The organism is Methylogaea oryzae (assembly GCF_019669985.1).
Lineage (GTDB): Bacteria > Pseudomonadota > Gammaproteobacteria > Methylococcales > Methylococcaceae > Methylogaea > Methylogaea oryzae.
Window position 1 is genome coordinate 184,580 of record NZ_AP019782.1, and the last position, 15,516, is coordinate 200,095.

At 62.9% G+C, this 15,516-nt stretch carries 19 protein-coding genes; 11 read left to right on the top strand and 8 right to left on the bottom strand.

Annotated elements, in window-relative coordinates:
- Nucleotide 1 precedes the first annotated feature (1 nt).
- The 3 genes from K5607_RS00870 to K5607_RS00880 form a co-directional block, all read right to left on the bottom strand.
- Entirely contained in the window at nucleotides 2-1,189 is a 1,188-nt protein-coding gene (locus K5607_RS00870) for an EAL domain-containing protein (protein WP_221047932.1), read from the bottom strand.
- Between the two features lie 43 nt (nucleotides 1,190-1,232).
- Nucleotides 1,233-2,261: a GGDEF domain-containing protein gene (locus K5607_RS00875; protein ID WP_221047933.1), complete on the bottom strand. Its 1,029-nt coding sequence runs from the start codon at nucleotides 2,259-2,261 to the stop codon at nucleotides 1,233-1,235.
- Nucleotides 2,262-2,333: 72 nt separating this feature from the next.
- Nucleotides 2,334-2,816: a YajQ family cyclic di-GMP-binding protein gene (locus K5607_RS00880; protein WP_054773978.1), complete on the bottom strand. Its 483-nt coding sequence runs from the start codon at nucleotides 2,814-2,816 to the stop codon at nucleotides 2,334-2,336.
- Nucleotides 2,817-2,976: 160 nt separating this feature from the next.
- Here K5607_RS00880 and K5607_RS00885 point away from each other — a divergent pair, with 160 nt between their 5' ends.
- Nucleotides 2,977-3,870, top strand: coding sequence for a phosphoribosylaminoimidazolesuccinocarboxamide synthase (locus K5607_RS00885; protein ID WP_221047934.1), 894 nt, complete (start codon nucleotides 2,977-2,979; stop codon nucleotides 3,868-3,870).
- A gap of 67 nt (nucleotides 3,871-3,937) precedes the next feature.
- On the opposite strand, the gene radC is transcribed toward K5607_RS00885, so the two are convergent.
- Nucleotides 3,938-4,612 carry a RadC family protein gene (radC, locus tag K5607_RS00890; protein ID WP_221047935.1) on the bottom strand — a complete coding sequence of 225 codons (675 nt, stop codon included), beginning with the start codon at nucleotides 4,610-4,612 and terminating at the stop codon, nucleotides 3,938-3,940.
- 133 nt (nucleotides 4,613-4,745) lie between these two features.
- On the opposite strand from radC, the gene coaBC reads away from it, so the two are divergent.
- The 4 genes from coaBC to argB all read left to right on the top strand — a co-directional run bounded on the left by coaBC (nucleotide 4,746) and on the right by argB (nucleotide 8,148).
- Nucleotides 4,746-5,960, top strand: coding sequence for a bifunctional phosphopantothenoylcysteine decarboxylase/phosphopantothenate--cysteine ligase CoaBC (coaBC, locus tag K5607_RS00895; protein WP_221047936.1), 1,215 nt, complete (start codon nucleotides 4,746-4,748; stop codon nucleotides 5,958-5,960).
- 113 nt (nucleotides 5,961-6,073) lie between these two features.
- Nucleotides 6,074-6,385 carry a c-type cytochrome gene (locus K5607_RS00900; RefSeq protein ID WP_054773682.1) on the top strand — a complete coding sequence of 104 codons (312 nt, stop codon included), beginning with the start codon at nucleotides 6,074-6,076 and terminating at the stop codon, nucleotides 6,383-6,385.
- 266 nt (nucleotides 6,386-6,651) lie between these two features.
- Nucleotides 6,652-7,107 (top strand): dUTP diphosphatase, encoded by a 456-nt coding sequence (dut, locus tag K5607_RS00905; protein WP_221047937.1) that lies wholly within the window; start codon nucleotides 6,652-6,654, stop codon nucleotides 7,105-7,107.
- Between the two features lie 135 nt (nucleotides 7,108-7,242).
- Nucleotides 7,243-8,148 (top strand): acetylglutamate kinase, encoded by a 906-nt coding sequence (argB, locus tag K5607_RS00910; protein ID WP_221047938.1) that lies wholly within the window; start codon nucleotides 7,243-7,245, stop codon nucleotides 8,146-8,148.
- Here argB and K5607_RS00915 read toward each other — a convergent pair.
- The 4 genes from K5607_RS00915 to K5607_RS00930 form a co-directional block, all read right to left on the bottom strand.
- The gene (locus K5607_RS00915; protein ID WP_221047939.1) at nucleotides 8,134-9,132 is read right to left on the bottom strand and encodes a DUF4124 domain-containing protein; all 999 of its coding nucleotides are present in this window, start codon (nucleotides 9,130-9,132) and stop codon (nucleotides 8,134-8,136) included. The genes argB and K5607_RS00915 overlap by 15 nt on opposite strands.
- Before the next feature lie 131 nt (nucleotides 9,133-9,263).
- Complete coding sequence (locus K5607_RS00920; RefSeq protein WP_221047940.1) at nucleotides 9,264-10,232, bottom strand: sulfotransferase; 969 nt, start codon at nucleotides 10,230-10,232, stop codon at nucleotides 9,264-9,266.
- Complete coding sequence (locus K5607_RS00925) at nucleotides 10,229-10,444, bottom strand: hypothetical protein (RefSeq protein WP_054773678.1); 216 nt, start codon at nucleotides 10,442-10,444, stop codon at nucleotides 10,229-10,231. Before K5607_RS00925 ends, K5607_RS00920 begins: the two co-directional genes overlap by 4 nt.
- 63 nt (nucleotides 10,445-10,507) lie before the next feature.
- On the bottom strand, nucleotides 10,508-11,095 hold the full coding sequence (locus K5607_RS00930; RefSeq protein ID WP_054773679.1) for an aspartyl/asparaginyl beta-hydroxylase domain-containing protein: 588 nt from the start codon (nucleotides 11,093-11,095) through the stop codon (nucleotides 10,508-10,510).
- Nucleotides 11,096-11,635: 540 nt separating this feature from the next.
- Between K5607_RS00930 and K5607_RS00935 the strand changes: the two genes are divergently transcribed.
- From K5607_RS00935 to K5607_RS00960, 6 genes are all read left to right on the top strand, one after another.
- On the top strand, nucleotides 11,636-12,190 hold the full coding sequence (locus tag K5607_RS00935; protein WP_082411531.1) for a phage tail protein: 555 nt from the start codon (nucleotides 11,636-11,638) through the stop codon (nucleotides 12,188-12,190).
- Nucleotides 12,191-12,240: 50 nt separating this feature from the next.
- Nucleotides 12,241-12,783: a phage tail protein gene (locus K5607_RS00940; RefSeq protein ID WP_221047941.1), complete on the top strand. Its 543-nt coding sequence runs from the start codon at nucleotides 12,241-12,243 to the stop codon at nucleotides 12,781-12,783.
- Nucleotides 12,784-12,809: 26 nt separating this feature from the next.
- On the top strand, nucleotides 12,810-13,382 hold the full coding sequence (locus K5607_RS00945) for a phage tail protein (RefSeq protein WP_221047942.1): 573 nt from the start codon (nucleotides 12,810-12,812) through the stop codon (nucleotides 13,380-13,382).
- A gap of 3 nt (nucleotides 13,383-13,385) precedes the next feature.
- Complete coding sequence (locus K5607_RS00950) at nucleotides 13,386-13,913, top strand: GNAT family N-acetyltransferase (protein WP_246598923.1); 528 nt, start codon at nucleotides 13,386-13,388, stop codon at nucleotides 13,911-13,913.
- 59 nt (nucleotides 13,914-13,972) lie between these two features.
- Entirely contained in the window at nucleotides 13,973-14,266 is a 294-nt protein-coding gene (locus K5607_RS00955; protein WP_156302908.1) for a DUF6916 family protein, read from the top strand.
- Nucleotides 14,267-14,328: 62 nt separating this feature from the next.
- Nucleotides 14,329-15,456: a TIGR03032 family protein gene (locus K5607_RS00960; protein WP_221047943.1), complete on the top strand. Its 1,128-nt coding sequence runs from the start codon at nucleotides 14,329-14,331 to the stop codon at nucleotides 15,454-15,456.
- Nucleotides 15,457-15,516 lie beyond the last annotated feature (60 nt).

The following is a 15,516-nucleotide window of genomic DNA, read 5'->3' on the forward strand; positions in this document are numbered from 1 at the left end:
CTCAAAGCCTTTTGCGGATATCGTCCAGGGCCAGGGGCTTGCCGAATAGCCAGCCTTGGCCGAAGTCGCAGCGGAGCTGCGTCAGCTTTTGCCGGATCTCCTCATTCTCTATGCCTTCCGCCACCACGTTCATACCCAGGGAGTGGGCGAGTTCGATGGTTTTGTTGACGATTTCCAAGCTGGGCGCGGTTTGCAGCAGCGGCGTGATGAAGGCGCGGTCGATCTTGACCGTGGCGATGGGATAGCGTTGCAGGTAGTCCAGGCCCGAGTAGCCGGTGCCGAAGTCGTCCAGCGCCAGGGTGCCGCCCAGGGCGATGAGGTTGTTGAGCACTTGGGAGGCGATTTCCGGCCGGCCGATGATGATGGTTTCCGTCAGCTCCATTTTCAGCTCTTCCGCCGTCATGTGATGGCGTTCCAGGATCAGCTTGACGTCGTGGACGAAGTGGTCGCCGGTGAGCTGGTTGGCGGACAGGTTGACGCTGACGAAGGGCGAGGAATGATCGGTCGCCTGGCGCAAGACCGGCCAGTCGCGGCAGGCGCGCTCCAGGGTCCACATGCCGATGGCGCGGATTTGGCCGGTTTGTTCGGCCAGCCAGAGGAAATCCAGCGGCGAGATCATGCCTTCGCGGGGATGGTTCCAGCGGATCAGGGCTTCGAATCCGGCGACGCGCCCGTCCTGCAGCACGCAGATGGGCTGGTAGTGCATTTCGAACTGGTCGGTGGTCAACGCGTGGGCGATGTCTTCCGCCAGCGCCAGCTGGCGGGTGGCCGTGGCATGCAGGTGATCCAGCGGGCGCGGGTATTCCAGCAGGGCGTTGCCGCCGTTTCCCGCGCGGCAGCTCAGGCCGCTTTGGGTGGTGCGGAAACGTTCCAGCACCACCCGCAGCAAATGGCGGATGACCGGGTCGGTTTTTTCCAGCAGTTCGTCCACCAAGTCGCGGCGGATGGGCACCAGCACCGCCGTTTCCACCGCCCTGACGGTGGCGGTGCGCGGTTGGCGGTCGACCAGGGCCACTTCGCCGATCAGTTCGCCTTGGCCCAATAGGCTGACGCGTTGCTCTTCGCCGTCCACGGCGATACACACTTCGACGCGGCCTTCCTCGATCAGATAGGCGCAGTCGCCTTCGTCGCCTTCTTGGAATATGACCGTGCCAACGGAGAATTTCTGTCGGTGAAGTTGCTCGAGCATTGGCGGTTGGTCCCTTAGTTGTGTCGCGGCGGCTGCCGGCGGATTAGAACAAGTCCACGCTGCCTTCCTGAGTGACGACGGCCAATTGGCCTTGTTCTATCAGGTGTTCGTATCGGTGGACTTGGTTCCGGCCGTTTTTCTTGGAGTAATACAGCGCTTGGTCGGCGTGGTCGATCAGCGTGGTGGGCAGGCCGCCGCCGGTAATGCCGACGCAGCCGCCGCTGACGGTGACCTGGCCGACCTGGGGAAAGGCGTAGCGCTCCACGTTTTTGCGAAAACGCTCCAGCGTGTTCATGCAGCTCTCGACGTCGGGCGTTTTTAGCAACGCGACGAATTCCTCGCCGCCGAAGCGGAACAACAGGTCGTCGTTGCGGAATGTTTGCGTCATGATCCGCGCGAACAGCAGCAGCACTTCGTCGCCGTAGAGGTGGCCGAAGGTGTCGTTGATGCGCTTGAAGTGGTCGATGTCGAAAATGGCGAGGGTATAGACGCCGGCATCGCCGCGCCGGTGGTGGGCGGACAGCTGCTCGGCCAGGATGCGGTTGATTTGGTCGTCGAAGGTTTTACGGTTGAGCAGGTTGGTGAGGCGGTCCCGCTGGCTTTCGTTCAGCAGGGCCTGGTAATTTTGGTAGATGCGTAAAAACGCGCCGATCAGGCGGTGGTCTTGATCCGATAGTTCCGGATAGTCCACGACCAATACTCCCGACAATTTTTCCCCCGCCCCGATCACCGGATAAGAGATGCTGACGCTTGCGTCCTTCATCGCCTTGCCGTTTTCCAAATGGCTGCGGAAAACATAGGCCGCATCCCGCAGGGCCAGCGTCAACGGGATATGGCTCGGCGCTTCCGGGGCGGGAGGCTCCTGGTTGGGCGCTTGGGCGTAATGGGAGAGCACCAGGGTGATGCCGTCGCCGCCGACGGGCAGGGCGTACAGCGCGATGCGGGTGGCGTTGGTCAGCTCGCGCAAGGTGGCGATCAAGCTGCTTTCCAGCGCCGCCTGGTCCCGTTGTTCGGTAAGGCCGATAATGGATTCCAGCAGATTCTGGGAGTCCGGCGCGTTGTCGGCAATCATGGTTTCAAGAGCCCCTGGTCCTTGATTCGGCATTGCGGGCGGCCGTTGCGCGGCGCAAGGCGTCGCGCAGCGTCAGTCGCGGAAGTTGTTGAACTGCAACGGCAGATCCCATTTGCCTTGCCGCAGCATGGCGATGGCTTCCTGCAAGTCGTCGCGCTTCTTGCCGGTGACTCGCACTTTGTCGCCCTGGATGGCGGCTTGCACCTTGAGCTTGCTCTCCTTGATGGCTTTGGTGATCTTTTTCGCCAGTTCCGCCTCGATACCCTGGCGCAGGGTGACGGTCTGCCGCGCTTGCTTCAATGCCGTCTGCACGTCGCCGATGTCCAGGCAGGCGATGTCGACGCCGCGTTTGGCCAGTTTGGTCTGCAGGATGTCCAGCATTTGTTGCAGCTGGAATTCCGTTTCCGCGGACAGTTTGATTTCCGCCTCCTTTTGTTCGTAATGGGCGCCGCTGCCCTTGAAGTCGAAACGGGTGGAAACCTCCCGGTTGGCTTGGTCCACCGCGTTGGCGGCTTCGTGCAGGTCGATTTCGGAGACGATGTCGAAGGTAGGCATGGTTGCGTTGGGTACTCGCCGCTATTGTGACAATATCGTGACCGCATTATGCCGCAAACGGTGTGGAAAATACCACGCCATAGGGGGCGGGCGACGGCCTTGCAAAATCCCCTCGCAGCCTGGATCATTTAGCCCCTTTCGGCACAGCCCAGGGAACTCCATGAACGCGCCCCACGCCTTGTTTGAATCCGCCCTTTCCAGCCTCAAGCTGCGCTACCGCGGCAAGGTGCGCGACGTATACGACATCGACGCCGGGCACATGCTCATCGTCACCACCGACCGCATTTCCGCTTTCGACGTGGTGATGCCCGACCCCATTCCGGGCAAAGGCCGGGTGCTGACTTCCGTTTCCAATTTCTGGTTTTCCCGTCTCGGCCACGTCATCCCCAACCATTTGGCCGACATGCCCCTGGAGCAGGCCGTGCCGGACGCCGCTGACCGCGCCCAGGTGCAAGGCCGCGCCATCGTGGTGAAAAAACTCAAGCCGCTGCCGGTGGAGGCCATCGTGCGCGGCTATTTGATCGGTTCCGGCTGGAAGGATTACCAGAAAACCGGCGCGGTGTGCGGCATCAAGCTTCCCGAAGGCTTGCGCCAGGCGGAAAAATTGCCGCAAGCCATTTATACGCCTTCCACCAAGGCGGAGCTGGGCACCCACGACGAGAACATCGCTTTCGAGAAAACCGTGGAACTGCTGGGCGCGGAACTGGCGGCCACCGTGCGCGACGTGAGCCTCAAGCTGTACACGGAAGCGGCCGAATATGCCCTCACCCGCGGCATCATCATCGCCGACACCAAGTTCGAATTCGGCCAGGACGAGGCCGGCAAGCTGTACCTGATCGACGAAGCGCTGACGCCGGACTCCTCCCGCTTCTGGCCGGCGGACCAATACCAAGTGGGCATCAGCCCGCCCAGTTTCGACAAGCAGTATTTGCGCGACTACCTAGAAACCCTGGACTGGAACAAGCAGGCGCCCGGTCCCCACTTGCCGGAAGCGGTGATGCGGGTGTCGGCGGAAAAGTATCTGGAAGCCGAACAGCGGCTAACCCAGGGCTGATGGCGGTTGGGTTGGGCTGGGCCCTAACCCCGCGAGACGGCGCGGCGATTCGCTAACGCCGCCCGGTTCAAATCAACCCATGCTCGGCGAAGGAAAACGCCTCTCCGTCCCCCACCACGAAATGGTCCAGCACGCGGATGTCCACCAGCCCCAGGGCTTGCTGCAAGCGGCGGGTGAGCTGGCGGTCGGCGTCGCTGGGCTCGTTGATGCCGGCAGGGTGGTTGTGGGCCAGGATCACCGCCGCCGCATTCACCGCCAATGCCTGTTTCACCACCTCGCGGGGATAGACGCTGGCGCCGTCCAGGGTGCCGCGGAACAGCTCCTCGAAGCGGATGACGCGGTGGCGGTTGTCCAGGAACAGGCAGGCGAATACTTCGTGCGGGTAGCCGCGCAACTGGGCGGCGAGGAAGTCGCGGGTGAGTTCCGGGCTGCTCAGAGCGTCGCCTCGCTGCAATTCCTCGCGCAAGTGGCGCCGCGCCATTTCCAGCACCGCTTGCAGATGGGCGTATTTGGCCGGCCCCAGGCCGGGGTGGCGGCTGAATTGGGGCAGGTCGGCGTGCAGCAGCGCCCGCAGGGAGCCGAAGCCGGTCAAGAGATCGCGCGCTAAATCGACGGCGGTTTTGCCCGGCAGCCCGGTACGCAGGAAAATGGCGAGGAGCTCGGCGTCCGATAGGGCGGCGGGGCCCTTCTGCAGCAGTTTTTCCCGGGGCCGCTCGTCGGCCGGCCAATCGGTGATGGGCATGGCGCCTCCTTGCGTTTACAGTAACCGTGATGCCGCCTTCTCGCTCCCACTTCCGTCGGCGGGAGTGGGGTTGGGTGAGGGCGGCTAACCGCTATCCTGCAATACAGCTTAAAACGTTTTCGCGATAGAGCAAATGGCCGATACAGCAAGCCTGCAAGGCAAACACATCCTCCTCGGCGTCACCGGCGGCGTGGCCGCCTACAAGGCCGCCGAGCTGGCGCGGCAGTTGAAAGGTGCCGGAAGCGACGTGCGGGTGGTCATGAGCCGGGGCGCCGCCGCCTTCATCGCGCCGTTGACCTTCCAGGCCCTTACCGGCCAGCCGGTGGCCATGGACCTGCTGGACGCCGGACAAGAGTCGGCCATGGGCCATATCGACCTGGCGCGGTGGGCCGACGCCGTCGTCATCGCCCCGGCCACCGCCCATTGCCTGGCCAAGCTGCGTGCCGGATTGGCCGACGATTTGCTGTCCACCCTGTGCCTGGCGACGGAAGCGCCCATCCTGCTGGCGCCGGCCATGAACCGCGCCATGTGGGCCAATCCGGCCACCGCCGAAAATGTCGATGTTTTGCGAAAGCGCGGCCTGCGTTTCATCGGACCGGAAGCCGGCGAGCAGGCTTGCGGCGAAGTGGGGCTGGGCCGCATGAGCGAGCCGGCCGCCGTTGTCGAGGCGCTGGCGGGCCTGTTTCGGCCCGGCTGTCTGGCAGGATTGTCGGTGCTGGTGTCCGCCGGCCCGACGCGGGAAGCCATCGACCCGGTGCGATTCCTGAGCAACCGCAGCTCCGGCAAGATGGGGTACGCCGTGGCGCGGGCCGCCGCCGCCGCCGGGGCGCGCGTTACCCTGGTGAGCGGCCCGACGGCCTTGTCGCCGCCGGCCGTGGCCGAGTTTGTCGCGGTGGAAAGCGCGGCGGACATGTACCAGGCGGTGATGGCACGCGCCGCCAGCCACGACATCTATATCGGCACGGCGGCGGTGGCTGATTACGCCCCCGAGTACGCCGCCGCCGGCAAGATAAAAAAAACCGCCGGTGAATTGACGCTGACCCTGCGCAAAACCCGGGACATCCTCGCCGCCGTCGCCGCCTTGCCCGACAAGCCCTATACCGTCGGCTTCGCCGCCGAAACCGACGACCTGGAAGGTTATGCCCGAGCCAAGCTGGCCGCCAAAAACCTGGATATGGTGGCGGCCAATTGGGTGGGCGAGGGCAAGGCGTTCGAACAGGACGACAATGCGCTGGAAGTGTTTTGGCCGGGCGGCCGACGCACGTTGCCCACGGCTTCCAAAGCGGTGCTGGCCGGAAGGCTGATCGATTTGATCGCCGAGCGTTATGGCGCGCGCGCCGCCGTCTAGTCCCGGCCGACCGTCCTTGCGTTTGTATCTTTGGCCGGCTTCTCCTACAGTTAGTTTTCCGGGCCTTCGGGTCCGGTAAAACAAAAAGTGTTTTACCTGAGGAGGTGAATGCCATGAGGAAGTTGTTTCTGTCTGCGTTGTTGATGGCCGGTTTGTTGAGCTCTGGCGTTTCCTTGGCCAGCGAAGAGTTGGCCAAGAGCAAAAATTGCCTGGGTTGCCACGCGGTGGATAAAGCGGGCATAGGCCCCGGCTTCAAACAGGTCGCCGCGAAGTACGCGGGCCAGGCCGGTGCCGACGCTCAGTTGGCGCAAAAAATCATCAAGGGGGGCGGCGGCGCTTGGGGCGGCATGGCGATGCCGCCGAATCCGAGCGTTTCCGAGGCCGATGCCAAAACGCTGGTGCATTGGATCCTGAGCCTGAAATAAGGCGGTCGGTCGGCTGAGCCGTGGCCGACGGATTAGACGTTTAATTCGTCGGCCGCGCTCGTCATGTGCTGTGCCGAGACGGCGCCGAACCACAGAATATTCTCTTCGCCTCCCGGTTTTTCGTCCCCCACTGGAGCGTATGCGCCCGGCGAACCGAGTGGGCCCATCGTTGGACCGGCGCCCTCCGATAAGGAAAGGTGTCTCCGTTTGCAGGATAATGGGCGCAATCCGTTATTCATCAACGCCATCGGGGAGCCTAACCGAACGTGCATACCATCCAGCTGAAAATCCTCGACGCCCGCCTGGGCAACGACATCCCTTTGCCCCATTACGCCACTGCCGGTGCCGCTGGGCTGGACTTGCGCGCCTGCCTGGACGAGCCGCTGGTCCTGGCGCCGGGCGATACGCAGTTGATTCCCACCGGGCTCGCCATCCATATCGGCGATCCCAACGTGGCGGCGGTGCTGTTGCCCCGTTCTGGACTGGGCCATAAACACGGCATCGTGCTGGGTAACCTGGTGGGATTGATCGACAGCGATTACCAGGGGCAGGTGTTCGTGTCCTGCTGGAATCGCGGCAAGGAGCCGTTCCGCATCGAGATCGGCGAGCGCATCGCCCAGATGGTGTTCGTGCCGGTGCTGCAAGTGGCGTTCGAGCAGGTGGCGTCCTTCGAGGAAAGCAGCCGCGCCGAAGGCGGCTTCGGCCATACCGGACGGCATTGACGCGGCGTTTGCAGAGGGCAGGCGTGCGCCATGATGGCGGTGCCTGCTTTCGAAAGGGCCGATGCCCTACCGTTTTCCTACGAACCCATTGCGGCCTGAGCGGGGTCGCCGCTTAGCCAAAACGAGATTTCAGCGATGAAGAAACAAGAATCCCTGCAACAACAAACCGCCCAGGAAATCGCCCACGTCTTGACTGAGGCGTTGCCCTACATCCAGCGTTTCACCGGCAAGACCATGGTGGTGAAGTTCGGCGGCAACGCCATGACCGACGAGGCCACCACCAGCTTCGCCCGCGACATCGTGCTGCTGAAGCTGGTGGGCATCAACCCGGTCATTGTCCACGGCGGCGGGCCGCAGATCGGCGATTTGCTCAAGCGCTTGGGCAAGACTTCCGAGTTTATCCAAGGCATGCGCGTCACCGACGCGGAAACCATGGACGTGGTGGAGATGGTGCTGGGTGGCCAGGTCAACAAGGAAATCGTCAACCTCATCAACCGCCACGGCGGCCGCGCGGTGGGCCTGACCGGCAAGGACGGCGACCTGATCCGCGCGAGGAAAATTTTCCTCAAGCAGAATTCGCCGGAAGCCAACGCGCCGGAACTCATCGATCTGGGCCACGTGGGCGAGGTGGAGAGCATCGACGCATCGGTGGTGGACATGCTGGTGCACGGCGACTTCATCCCGGTGATCGCCCCCATCGGCGTGGGCGAGGACGGCCGTTCCTACAACATCAACGCCGATTTGGTGGCGGGCAAGATGGCCGAGGTGCTGAAGGCGGAGAAGCTGATTCTGCTCACCAACGCCCCCGGGATTCTGGACAAGGACGGCGAATTGCTCACCGGCCTATCCCTGGCCGAATTGGACGCGCTGATCGCCGACGGCACCATCCACGGCGGCATGATCCCGAAAACCCAGTGCGTCATGGACGCCCTGAAGGGCGGGGTGAGCAGCGTCCATATCATCGACGGCCGGGTGGAACACGCCGTCTTGCTGGAGCTGCTCACCGATCAGGGCATCGGCACCTTGCTATTGCGCCGTTAGGCCGGCGGTTTCCGCCAGGGCCTTGCGGAAGCCCTGGCGGATTTCCCGGCTTCTGTCTCCGGCGCATAAGGCCTGGCCGACACTGGTGCGCCCGCAGCGCAGGTCGAGGAACAGCGTGTCGCCGTTTTGGCCGGGAATTCGCGCCACGATGACGGCCAAGTCGTTGTCGCTGGTGGGCTCGGCCGTGCGCAGCAGGCGATCCGTGTCGATGGTCAGCGGTTCCGCCGTCAGCTTTTTCGCGTATTCCCGCGCCGCGTTCCAGCCTTTGTCGCAACTTTCCTTGTCGCTGCAGCGCACGGCGCCGGCCACCAAGTCGATGGCGCTGCCCTTCGCCGCTTCGGTGACGGAACGGCCGTTGCTGGAGAGGGTCTTCAATACCCGCAGCCGCGCAACATCTCGCTCCGAGCGTTCGGTCAACACCACTTTCTCCGCTTCGTTCTTGCCGATCTGTTCTTGGTAGGAGGCCACTTGGCGCTGCACCGCTTCCAGGTTTTTGGCCATTTCCTTGGGCAGCGGCTTGCCGGATTTCTGCAGGCCGTCGGCTTGTTGTTGCAGGGGAGCCAGCTTTTCTTGCTGGCGCTGCAAATTGGCCTGAATCAGCTTGAGCTGGGTGTTCAAGGTATTGAGGTTGCCTTGCAGCGCCATTCGCACTTCTTCCTCGCTGCGGAAGCTGCGTAACAGCGCCTGGTCGTGATCGGACTGCTCGGCGAGCAGCCTTTCCTGCTCCGCGCGAAAGCGTTTGAGCTTGGCTTCCGCTTCCAGCTGTTCCGGCGTTTTGGCGCCTTCGATAACCTGCTTATTGAGGCCGCTGGGGTCGTATTTGGTGCCGCCGATTTGGGACTGCTCCGGAGGCAAGCGGTCGCCGTAGTGGACTTTGCCTTCCTTGTCCGTCCAGCGGAAAAAGCTTTTCCCTTCGGTTTTTGGCGCCTCTCCATAGGCGGCGAAAGCCAGGCTGCACAGCACAGCGATAAGAAGGCGTTTCATGGGCGTGACGGTCCTGCGGTTGAATGGTGGTGCCGCGGTTTGCGGCGAATCCCGCACGAGAGCGCGGGTAAGGCAATTTATCGCCAGTCGTCGCCGGGTGCAACTGCGGCGGCGAGCGGCTCGCGTCGCGTTTAGCCCTGCAGCCGCAACCGCTCCAAGGCGCGATAGGGCTCTTCCAGCCAACGGGCCGACAACGCCAAAACCCGCTCGTCGGCGGCGGCGCGTTTTTCGGCGGTATCCGGCTGGAACATCAAGTGTTGTTGCTTCGAGTGGCGTTCGGTGGCGGCGCGCAGCGCGTCCTTGTCCGCCGCCGCCAAATCCACGCCGAAATGGCGCGCCAGCCGGCTTTCTAGTGCTTGCGGCAATTCGGCATAGTTCAGCAGCAGGCCGTCGCCGTGGCGTTCCATGGCCTGCCGCGCCGTGTCCAGGATGGTGGATAAGATCCACGCGCCGTGACCGAGCGGGTCGGTGTGCAGTTCGGCTGGCGCGGCCAGGCCGTGGGCATTCATCGAGCCGGGAACCAAATACAGCGCCGGCTGCCGTTGCTGGGACACCAGTACTTCCACCGGATCGCGATAGAGGAACGCCCACGGCGTGCCGGGGAAAGCCGCCAGCAAGCGGTCGATGTGGCCGATATGCCAGCAGTCGGTCTTAAGGTACAGGTGGCGGTCGCTGTCCCTGCGCGGTTGTCCCATGGCTGCGAGCAGGGCGCGGAGATACTCCGCACCGTCGCCGCCGGTATAGGGCGTCAGCCATTGCAGCAAAGTGTCCACCGGCTCCGGTTCCGACAGCACCACGCTGTCCGGCAGGGCCGCCAGCCATTGCGCCGCCAGGGTGGAGCCGCAGCGGCTCATGTGGAACACCATGCCCTTCAGCGGCAGGCCCGGGTGGGCGTGCGCCCGCTCCAACAGCAGCTCCAGCCCGCTTCGCCGACGGAATAGTTGGTTGAACGGTTTGGCCGCCAGCTTGTGCAGCGTGCCTTGGCAAAACGGCTCGGTGTAGCGCTCGCCCCCCATGTAGCCCCATTCCACCGCCGCTACCCCGCCGCGACCCGACAGGAACATCGGCACCCAGCCCGCCAATGGGTCCACGGCGCTCACGGCACATTCCTTTCGAACCACGCCCGGCGGCCGGCCTGCATGGCTTGGCGCAAAGCGTCCTGGTCCGCCGGCGCGCCGATCCGCTCCGCCAGTCGCGACACGGCGTTTAAAAATTCGGCGGCGTCGTCCATGGCGAACAGGCGCGCGTGCAGGTCGGCATCGTTTTGTAGCGTTTGCAGCAGAAGGTCGATGGGGGGCTGTGGCGAATGCATAAACGGTTTGGTCTGTCAGCGTTGGTCGGAATGGAAGGAGGTATGCCGCCGGCGTCGGCTGCGTTAGTGGGGTTGCGCCAGCAACTGCCGGAGCCAATCGTCCGCCTTGCAGTCCAGCACCAGATGCACCCGTTCGGTTTCGCCCCGGTTGGCGAAGCTGTGGGGGCGGTTGAAGTCGGCATACCAGCATTCGCCCGCCGCCCAATGTTGCTCGGTGCCGTCGATGCGGCAGGTTACGCCGGGGTTGGTGGACACCACCACGTGGAGGCGCGCCTCGCCGTAATCCAGGCCCAGCATGGGGTCGCGATGTTCTTTGATGAGCGCTCCCGGCCCCAGCCGCAGCAGCCGCACCGACAGCAGCGGGCAGCGGAACGTTCCCAGCACTTCGCGAAAATAGCCGCAGCCTTCCAGTAGGCGCGTGTCCGCCCAGGTTTCGGCGCCGGGGTCGGAATAGATGGCGAGGGGGCTGTCGGGCGAGGCGCGCAACGCGGCGCCGCTCCAATCGCCCTCGTAAACCCCCGTATTGAAATGGGGCGTCCACTCCCTTGCGTCGACCGCGGAAAGATCGTCCGCCAATCGCCGAGGATCGAAATCCATCGGCAAGCGCAGGAAAGCGGGGTGGGGCGGCTCGGGAGCCGTCGGAATCGCCATGCAAACTCCGTTTCGTTGTCGGTTGCGAGATATTGTCGCTGGAAAGAAAGGCTTGGCAAAGTGCGTTGTCGCGGTTTGGGCGCATGCGATTTGTCGGGGGCGTTATAGCGCCGGTCGATTTTCGCAAGGGAGGTATAAAAGTGCGGCGGCGGGGTTTCTAATACTTAATTGTACCGCCTTGGTTTTTTGGGTTTTGTGTTGTCGTTGTAGGCGGTGCTTTTCTTTGAAAGCGTTTTGTCTATGGCCGGCTTCTCCAGTATTTGTAATCTTTGGATGACGCCGTGTAATCCCAGGCTTACACAGCGGTAAGCCTGGGATTACTTTTGTCGCAAATTCTCCTTTGAAACCCCGTTTTGGCATATCGCGTCGATGTGGGATGTTGTGTATGCTTTTTCCGCCCGTCTTTCCTGGCTTCGATGCCTGAATGGCGGGTGTATTTGGGTTTTGATCGGCGAAACGGGGAAGGAGGGTGTGGGTAAAACCGCTTCATCGGATTTGTTTCGGCTTGCATTTTTTATTTGAATCGGAAAGGGGGTAGCCGTGTCAGACTATTTTATCGGCGAAATTCGCATGTTCGGTTTCGACTTTGCGCCGGCCCATTGGGCCCTCTGCCAAGGTCAGACGATGGGAATTCAACAGAATACGGCCTTGTATGCGCTGCTTGGAACCCAGTTCGGCGGCAACGGCCAGACCACCTTCGGTCTGCCCGACTTGCGCGGGCGGGTGCCGTTGGCCATGGGGGTGTCGCCCGTCAGCGGCAACGTTTACCAGCAGGGGGTGTCCTATGTCGGCGGCACCGAAGCGGTGACGCTCGCCATCAACCAAATACCGAGCCATAGCCACGCGGTCAAAGCTCTGTCGGCGCAGGGCAGCGTTGCTCAGCCCGCCGACGCCATTGTCTCTTCCGTCAAGCCGGCTGGATCACCCGCCGTGGCTCCTCCTCTTTATGGCGCTTTCAGCGGTACGCCGGCGGTGCAGGCGCTCAATAGCGGAACCGTTTCTGGGCAAGGGGGTGGGGCGCATCCCAATATGCAGCCGTTCGCGGTGCTCAATTTCTGTATTGCGCTCAACGGCATATTCCCGGCGCGCAACTAAACGGGGCAGGCGTTCCTGTCGGTTTTTCCCCAACTTCATAGGTAAGCACGATGCAAAATTATCTCGGCGAAATTCGCCTGTTTGCGGGGGACTACGCCCCGGACCAATGGCTGCTGTGCCAAGGCCAGCTCCTCAGCATATCCACGTACCAAGCGTTGTACTCCCTGCTCGGCACCACTTACGGGGGCGACGGCGTAAGCACCTTTGCCCTGCCGGACCTGCGCGGGCGCGTCCCTGTCGGCCAAGGCCAGGGCACGGGCCTGACCGCGCGCGTTGTGGGCCAGACCGGCGGCAGCGAAACCGTTGTTCTGACCAATGCGCAGTTGCCAGCCCATAACCATGCCTTCAACACCCTGGCCTCGGACGCTACCGACAACGCCCTGCCCGCAGGCAGCAGCAATATGGCTTTTGCCCGAGCAGTGGGTAACACCAAGGAATATCTCAGCAACACTGCGGCCTCTCCCACCGTTAGCACTCTGGACGCGGTGACATACGGCTCGACCGGTGGCAGTCAGCCCCATAACAACGTCATGCCGTCCATGGCTTTGAGCTACATCATCGCCACCTTCGGCATCTATCCGCAACGCGCCTAACCGGCCGATAATCGAGGAGTTTCATCATGGCAGACAGTTTCACCGGGGAAGTCCGTATCCTCCCTTATACCTACACGCCCATGGACTGGGCCCTGTGTAACGGCCAACAAATGCCGATCAACCAATACCAGGCGCTGTATGCGGTTATCGGCGCCGCCTACGGCGGGGACGGGCAAAACTATTTCAACCTGCCCAATTTGCAAGGCCAAGTGCCCATGGGCACCGGCACAGGCCCAGGCCTCACGCCCCGCCTCATCGGCAAGCGGGTGGGCGCCGAGACGGTAACGCTTACCACCGGGGAAATGGCCGCCCATACCCATACCGTGACCACGAAGACCGTGGGGCCTGCGGGGTTCGGTAGCATGCTTGGAACACCGGCCAGCGATTCTTGGCTGGCGCGGCCGGTCAGCATCTCGGCATCTGGCAACGTTCCCTACAGCGCTTACACCGCTTCCGGCGTTCCCGACGTAACCCTGGCGGCCCAGACCTTCGGCGCCGCCGGCGGTGCTCCCGTTCAGCCCCACGAAAACCGCCAACCCTACCTGCCCTTGCGGTTCTGCATTTCGCTGAACGGCAATTTCCCGGTCAGGCCGGCATAATCCGTGGGCAAAACCGATTCGGTTCAGCGTTACGCGCCGCCGGCCGGGCTCGCGGCGCGCGGCTGCGCGTTGCGCGCCGAAGCGGCGGCGGACCGGCCGTTTTTGGAGCATTTGTATACCGCGGTGCGTTGGCCGGAGTTGGAGCCGAGCGGCTGGCCGGAGGAGGCCAAGCTCGGCTTCCTTCGCCAGCAATACGCCCTGCAGGACCGGCATTACGCCTTACACTATGCGGCCGGAGAGTTCTTGATCCTGGAACGGGACGGCGTGCCGGTGGGCCGGCTGTACTTACATCGCGACGCCGGCGACATTCGCATCGTCGATATTTCGCTGCTGCCGGAGGTGCGCGGCCAGGGATTGGGTACCCTATTGCTGCAAGGCGTGGGCGCGGAGGCCGTGGCGGCGGGGCAAACGGTCAGCATCCACGTGGAGAAGTTCAACCCGGCGCAATCGCTGTACCGCCGCCTGGGTTTCAAGGAAATCGGCGACAGCGGCCCCTATTGGCTGATGGAGTGGCGGCCGGGCGAGCCGTAGGCAGGGCCCGGTCGATCCCGGCCAAACCGAACGCAACCATTTCGTATCGCATCCTATTCATGACGACGACCCTCGATTTTTTTACGCCCCATCTCGACACCGTCTTTACCGCGGTGTTGGATGGCGACTTATTGTTTCCCCTGACTTTGTTCGAGGCCGGCGCGCTGCCGTCCCATCCCTATCCGGGCCAAGTCCGCGCGCCTTTCCAGCTAAGGTTTCGCGGCGAAAACACGATTTTCCTGCATCAACGCATCCATCGCCTCCGGCACGAAGCGTTGGGCGAGCTGGAGATTTTTCTGGTGCCCATCGGCGAAGAGGCCGGCCGGTTCATCTATCAAGCCGTTTACAACTGAGCCGATAACCCGGATCGATCGTTTTCGCCGTTCGCCGGCGTCTCTACCGCTAGGAAATCCCCATGGCCGAAGTCGGCATGAAAAACGTCGTCGCCCAAGAACAGGCCGGCAAGCCCACCCTGCATGCCTCGCCGCAGCTGGGGGCTTGGCTGCAAGCGGTGGGGGGCAGCCTGGCCTTTACCACTTACCAGTCCGGCCGGTTGTTTTTGCTGTCCCCGGCGGACGACGGCCAAACCCTGGCCCTGGAGCGCATCCTGGGCAGCGCCATGGGCCTGGCGGTGGGGGCGGATTATCTTTGGGTGGCCAACCAGCAGCAGATTTGGCGTTTTGCCGATACCGGGCCGCGCGAGTTGGGTGGGCGGCACTATGACGCCGTTTACCTGCCGCGTCAGGGGTATTTACTCGGCGGCTGCGACGCCCACGACATTCTGGCCGATGTGCAATTTCTCGGTCGGCGCCATGAGCTGCTGTTCGTCAATACCCGCTTTAGCTGTATCGCCGCCCTGGACGCGCACTACAACTTTCGTCCGGTGTGGAGGCCGGGTTTTATTTCCGCGCTGGCGCCGGAAGACCGCTGCCATCTGAACGGCATGGGGCAGCGCGACGGCGAGCTGGCCTTCGCCACCCTGTGCGGACGCTACGATACGGCCATGGGTTGGCGCGAGATGAAAAGCGGCGGCGGCTGCGTCGTCGATGTGCCCAGCGGTGAAACGCTGTGTTCCGGTTTGTCCATGCCCCATTCGCCCCGTTGGCACGACGGCAAGCTGTGGCTGCTCAACTCCGGCGACGGCGATCTCGGTTATGTGGATGCCGCCGGCCGCTTCAACAGCGTCTACCAGTGCCCCGGTTTCGCCCGTGGTCTGTGCTTCGTGGATGGCTATGCCGTTGTCGGCCTATCCAAGCTTAGGCCGAATACCTTTGCTTCCGGCCTGAACATCAAAGAGCGGCTGGAGTCGCAGAATATCCGGGAAACCTGCGGTTTGTTGGTTATCGATCCCCGTTCCGGCAAATCGGTGCATTGGTTGACCCTGGAAGGCCCGGTAACCGAATTGTACGACGTGGCGTTTTTGCCGGGGACAACCAAACCTTATACGCCGGGGTTCAGCGAGCCGGATTTGCACCGGGCATTGTTTCGTTTGCCGGAAACCGAGTTCGCCGTATCTTTGTCGGAATGCCCGCCGGGGGAGTGAGCGAATGCCCGGGCATATTCAGCAACGGTGTTATATGCCTTTGGTATTTCGCGGACTGGA

Excerpts from the sequence above, each read along its gene's own strand:
- K5607_RS00870 (WP_221047932.1), bottom strand. The coding sequence starts at position 1,189 with ATGCTCGAGCAACTTCACCGACAGAAATTCTCCGTTGGCACGGTCATA.
- K5607_RS00875 (WP_221047933.1), bottom strand. The coding sequence starts at position 2,261 with ATGATTGCCGACAACGCGCCGGACTCCCAGAATCTGCTGGAATCCATT.
- K5607_RS00880 (WP_054773978.1), bottom strand. The coding sequence starts at position 2,816 with ATGCCTACCTTCGACATCGTCTCCGAAATCGACCTGCACGAAGCCGCC.
- K5607_RS00885 (WP_221047934.1), top strand. The coding sequence starts at position 2,977 with ATGAACGCGCCCCACGCCTTGTTTGAATCCGCCCTTTCCAGCCTCAAG.
- radC (WP_221047935.1), bottom strand. The coding sequence starts at position 4,612 with ATGCCCATCACCGATTGGCCGGCCGACGAGCGGCCCCGGGAAAAACTG.
- coaBC (WP_221047936.1), top strand. The coding sequence starts at position 4,746 with ATGGCCGATACAGCAAGCCTGCAAGGCAAACACATCCTCCTCGGCGTC.
- K5607_RS00900 (WP_054773682.1), top strand. The coding sequence starts at position 6,074 with ATGAGGAAGTTGTTTCTGTCTGCGTTGTTGATGGCCGGTTTGTTGAGC.
- argB (WP_221047938.1), top strand. The coding sequence starts at position 7,243 with ATGAAGAAACAAGAATCCCTGCAACAACAAACCGCCCAGGAAATCGCC.
- K5607_RS00915 (WP_221047939.1), bottom strand. The coding sequence starts at position 9,132 with ATGAAACGCCTTCTTATCGCTGTGCTGTGCAGCCTGGCTTTCGCCGCC.
- K5607_RS00925 (WP_054773678.1), bottom strand. The coding sequence starts at position 10,444 with ATGCATTCGCCACAGCCCCCCATCGACCTTCTGCTGCAAACGCTACAA.
- K5607_RS00930 (WP_054773679.1), bottom strand. The coding sequence starts at position 11,095 with ATGGCGATTCCGACGGCTCCCGAGCCGCCCCACCCCGCTTTCCTGCGC.
- K5607_RS00940 (WP_221047941.1), top strand. The coding sequence starts at position 12,241 with ATGCAAAATTATCTCGGCGAAATTCGCCTGTTTGCGGGGGACTACGCC.
- K5607_RS00945 (WP_221047942.1), top strand. The coding sequence starts at position 12,810 with ATGGCAGACAGTTTCACCGGGGAAGTCCGTATCCTCCCTTATACCTAC.
- K5607_RS00955 (WP_156302908.1), top strand. The coding sequence starts at position 13,973 with ATGACGACGACCCTCGATTTTTTTACGCCCCATCTCGACACCGTCTTT.
- K5607_RS00960 (WP_221047943.1), top strand. The coding sequence starts at position 14,329 with ATGGCCGAAGTCGGCATGAAAAACGTCGTCGCCCAAGAACAGGCCGGC.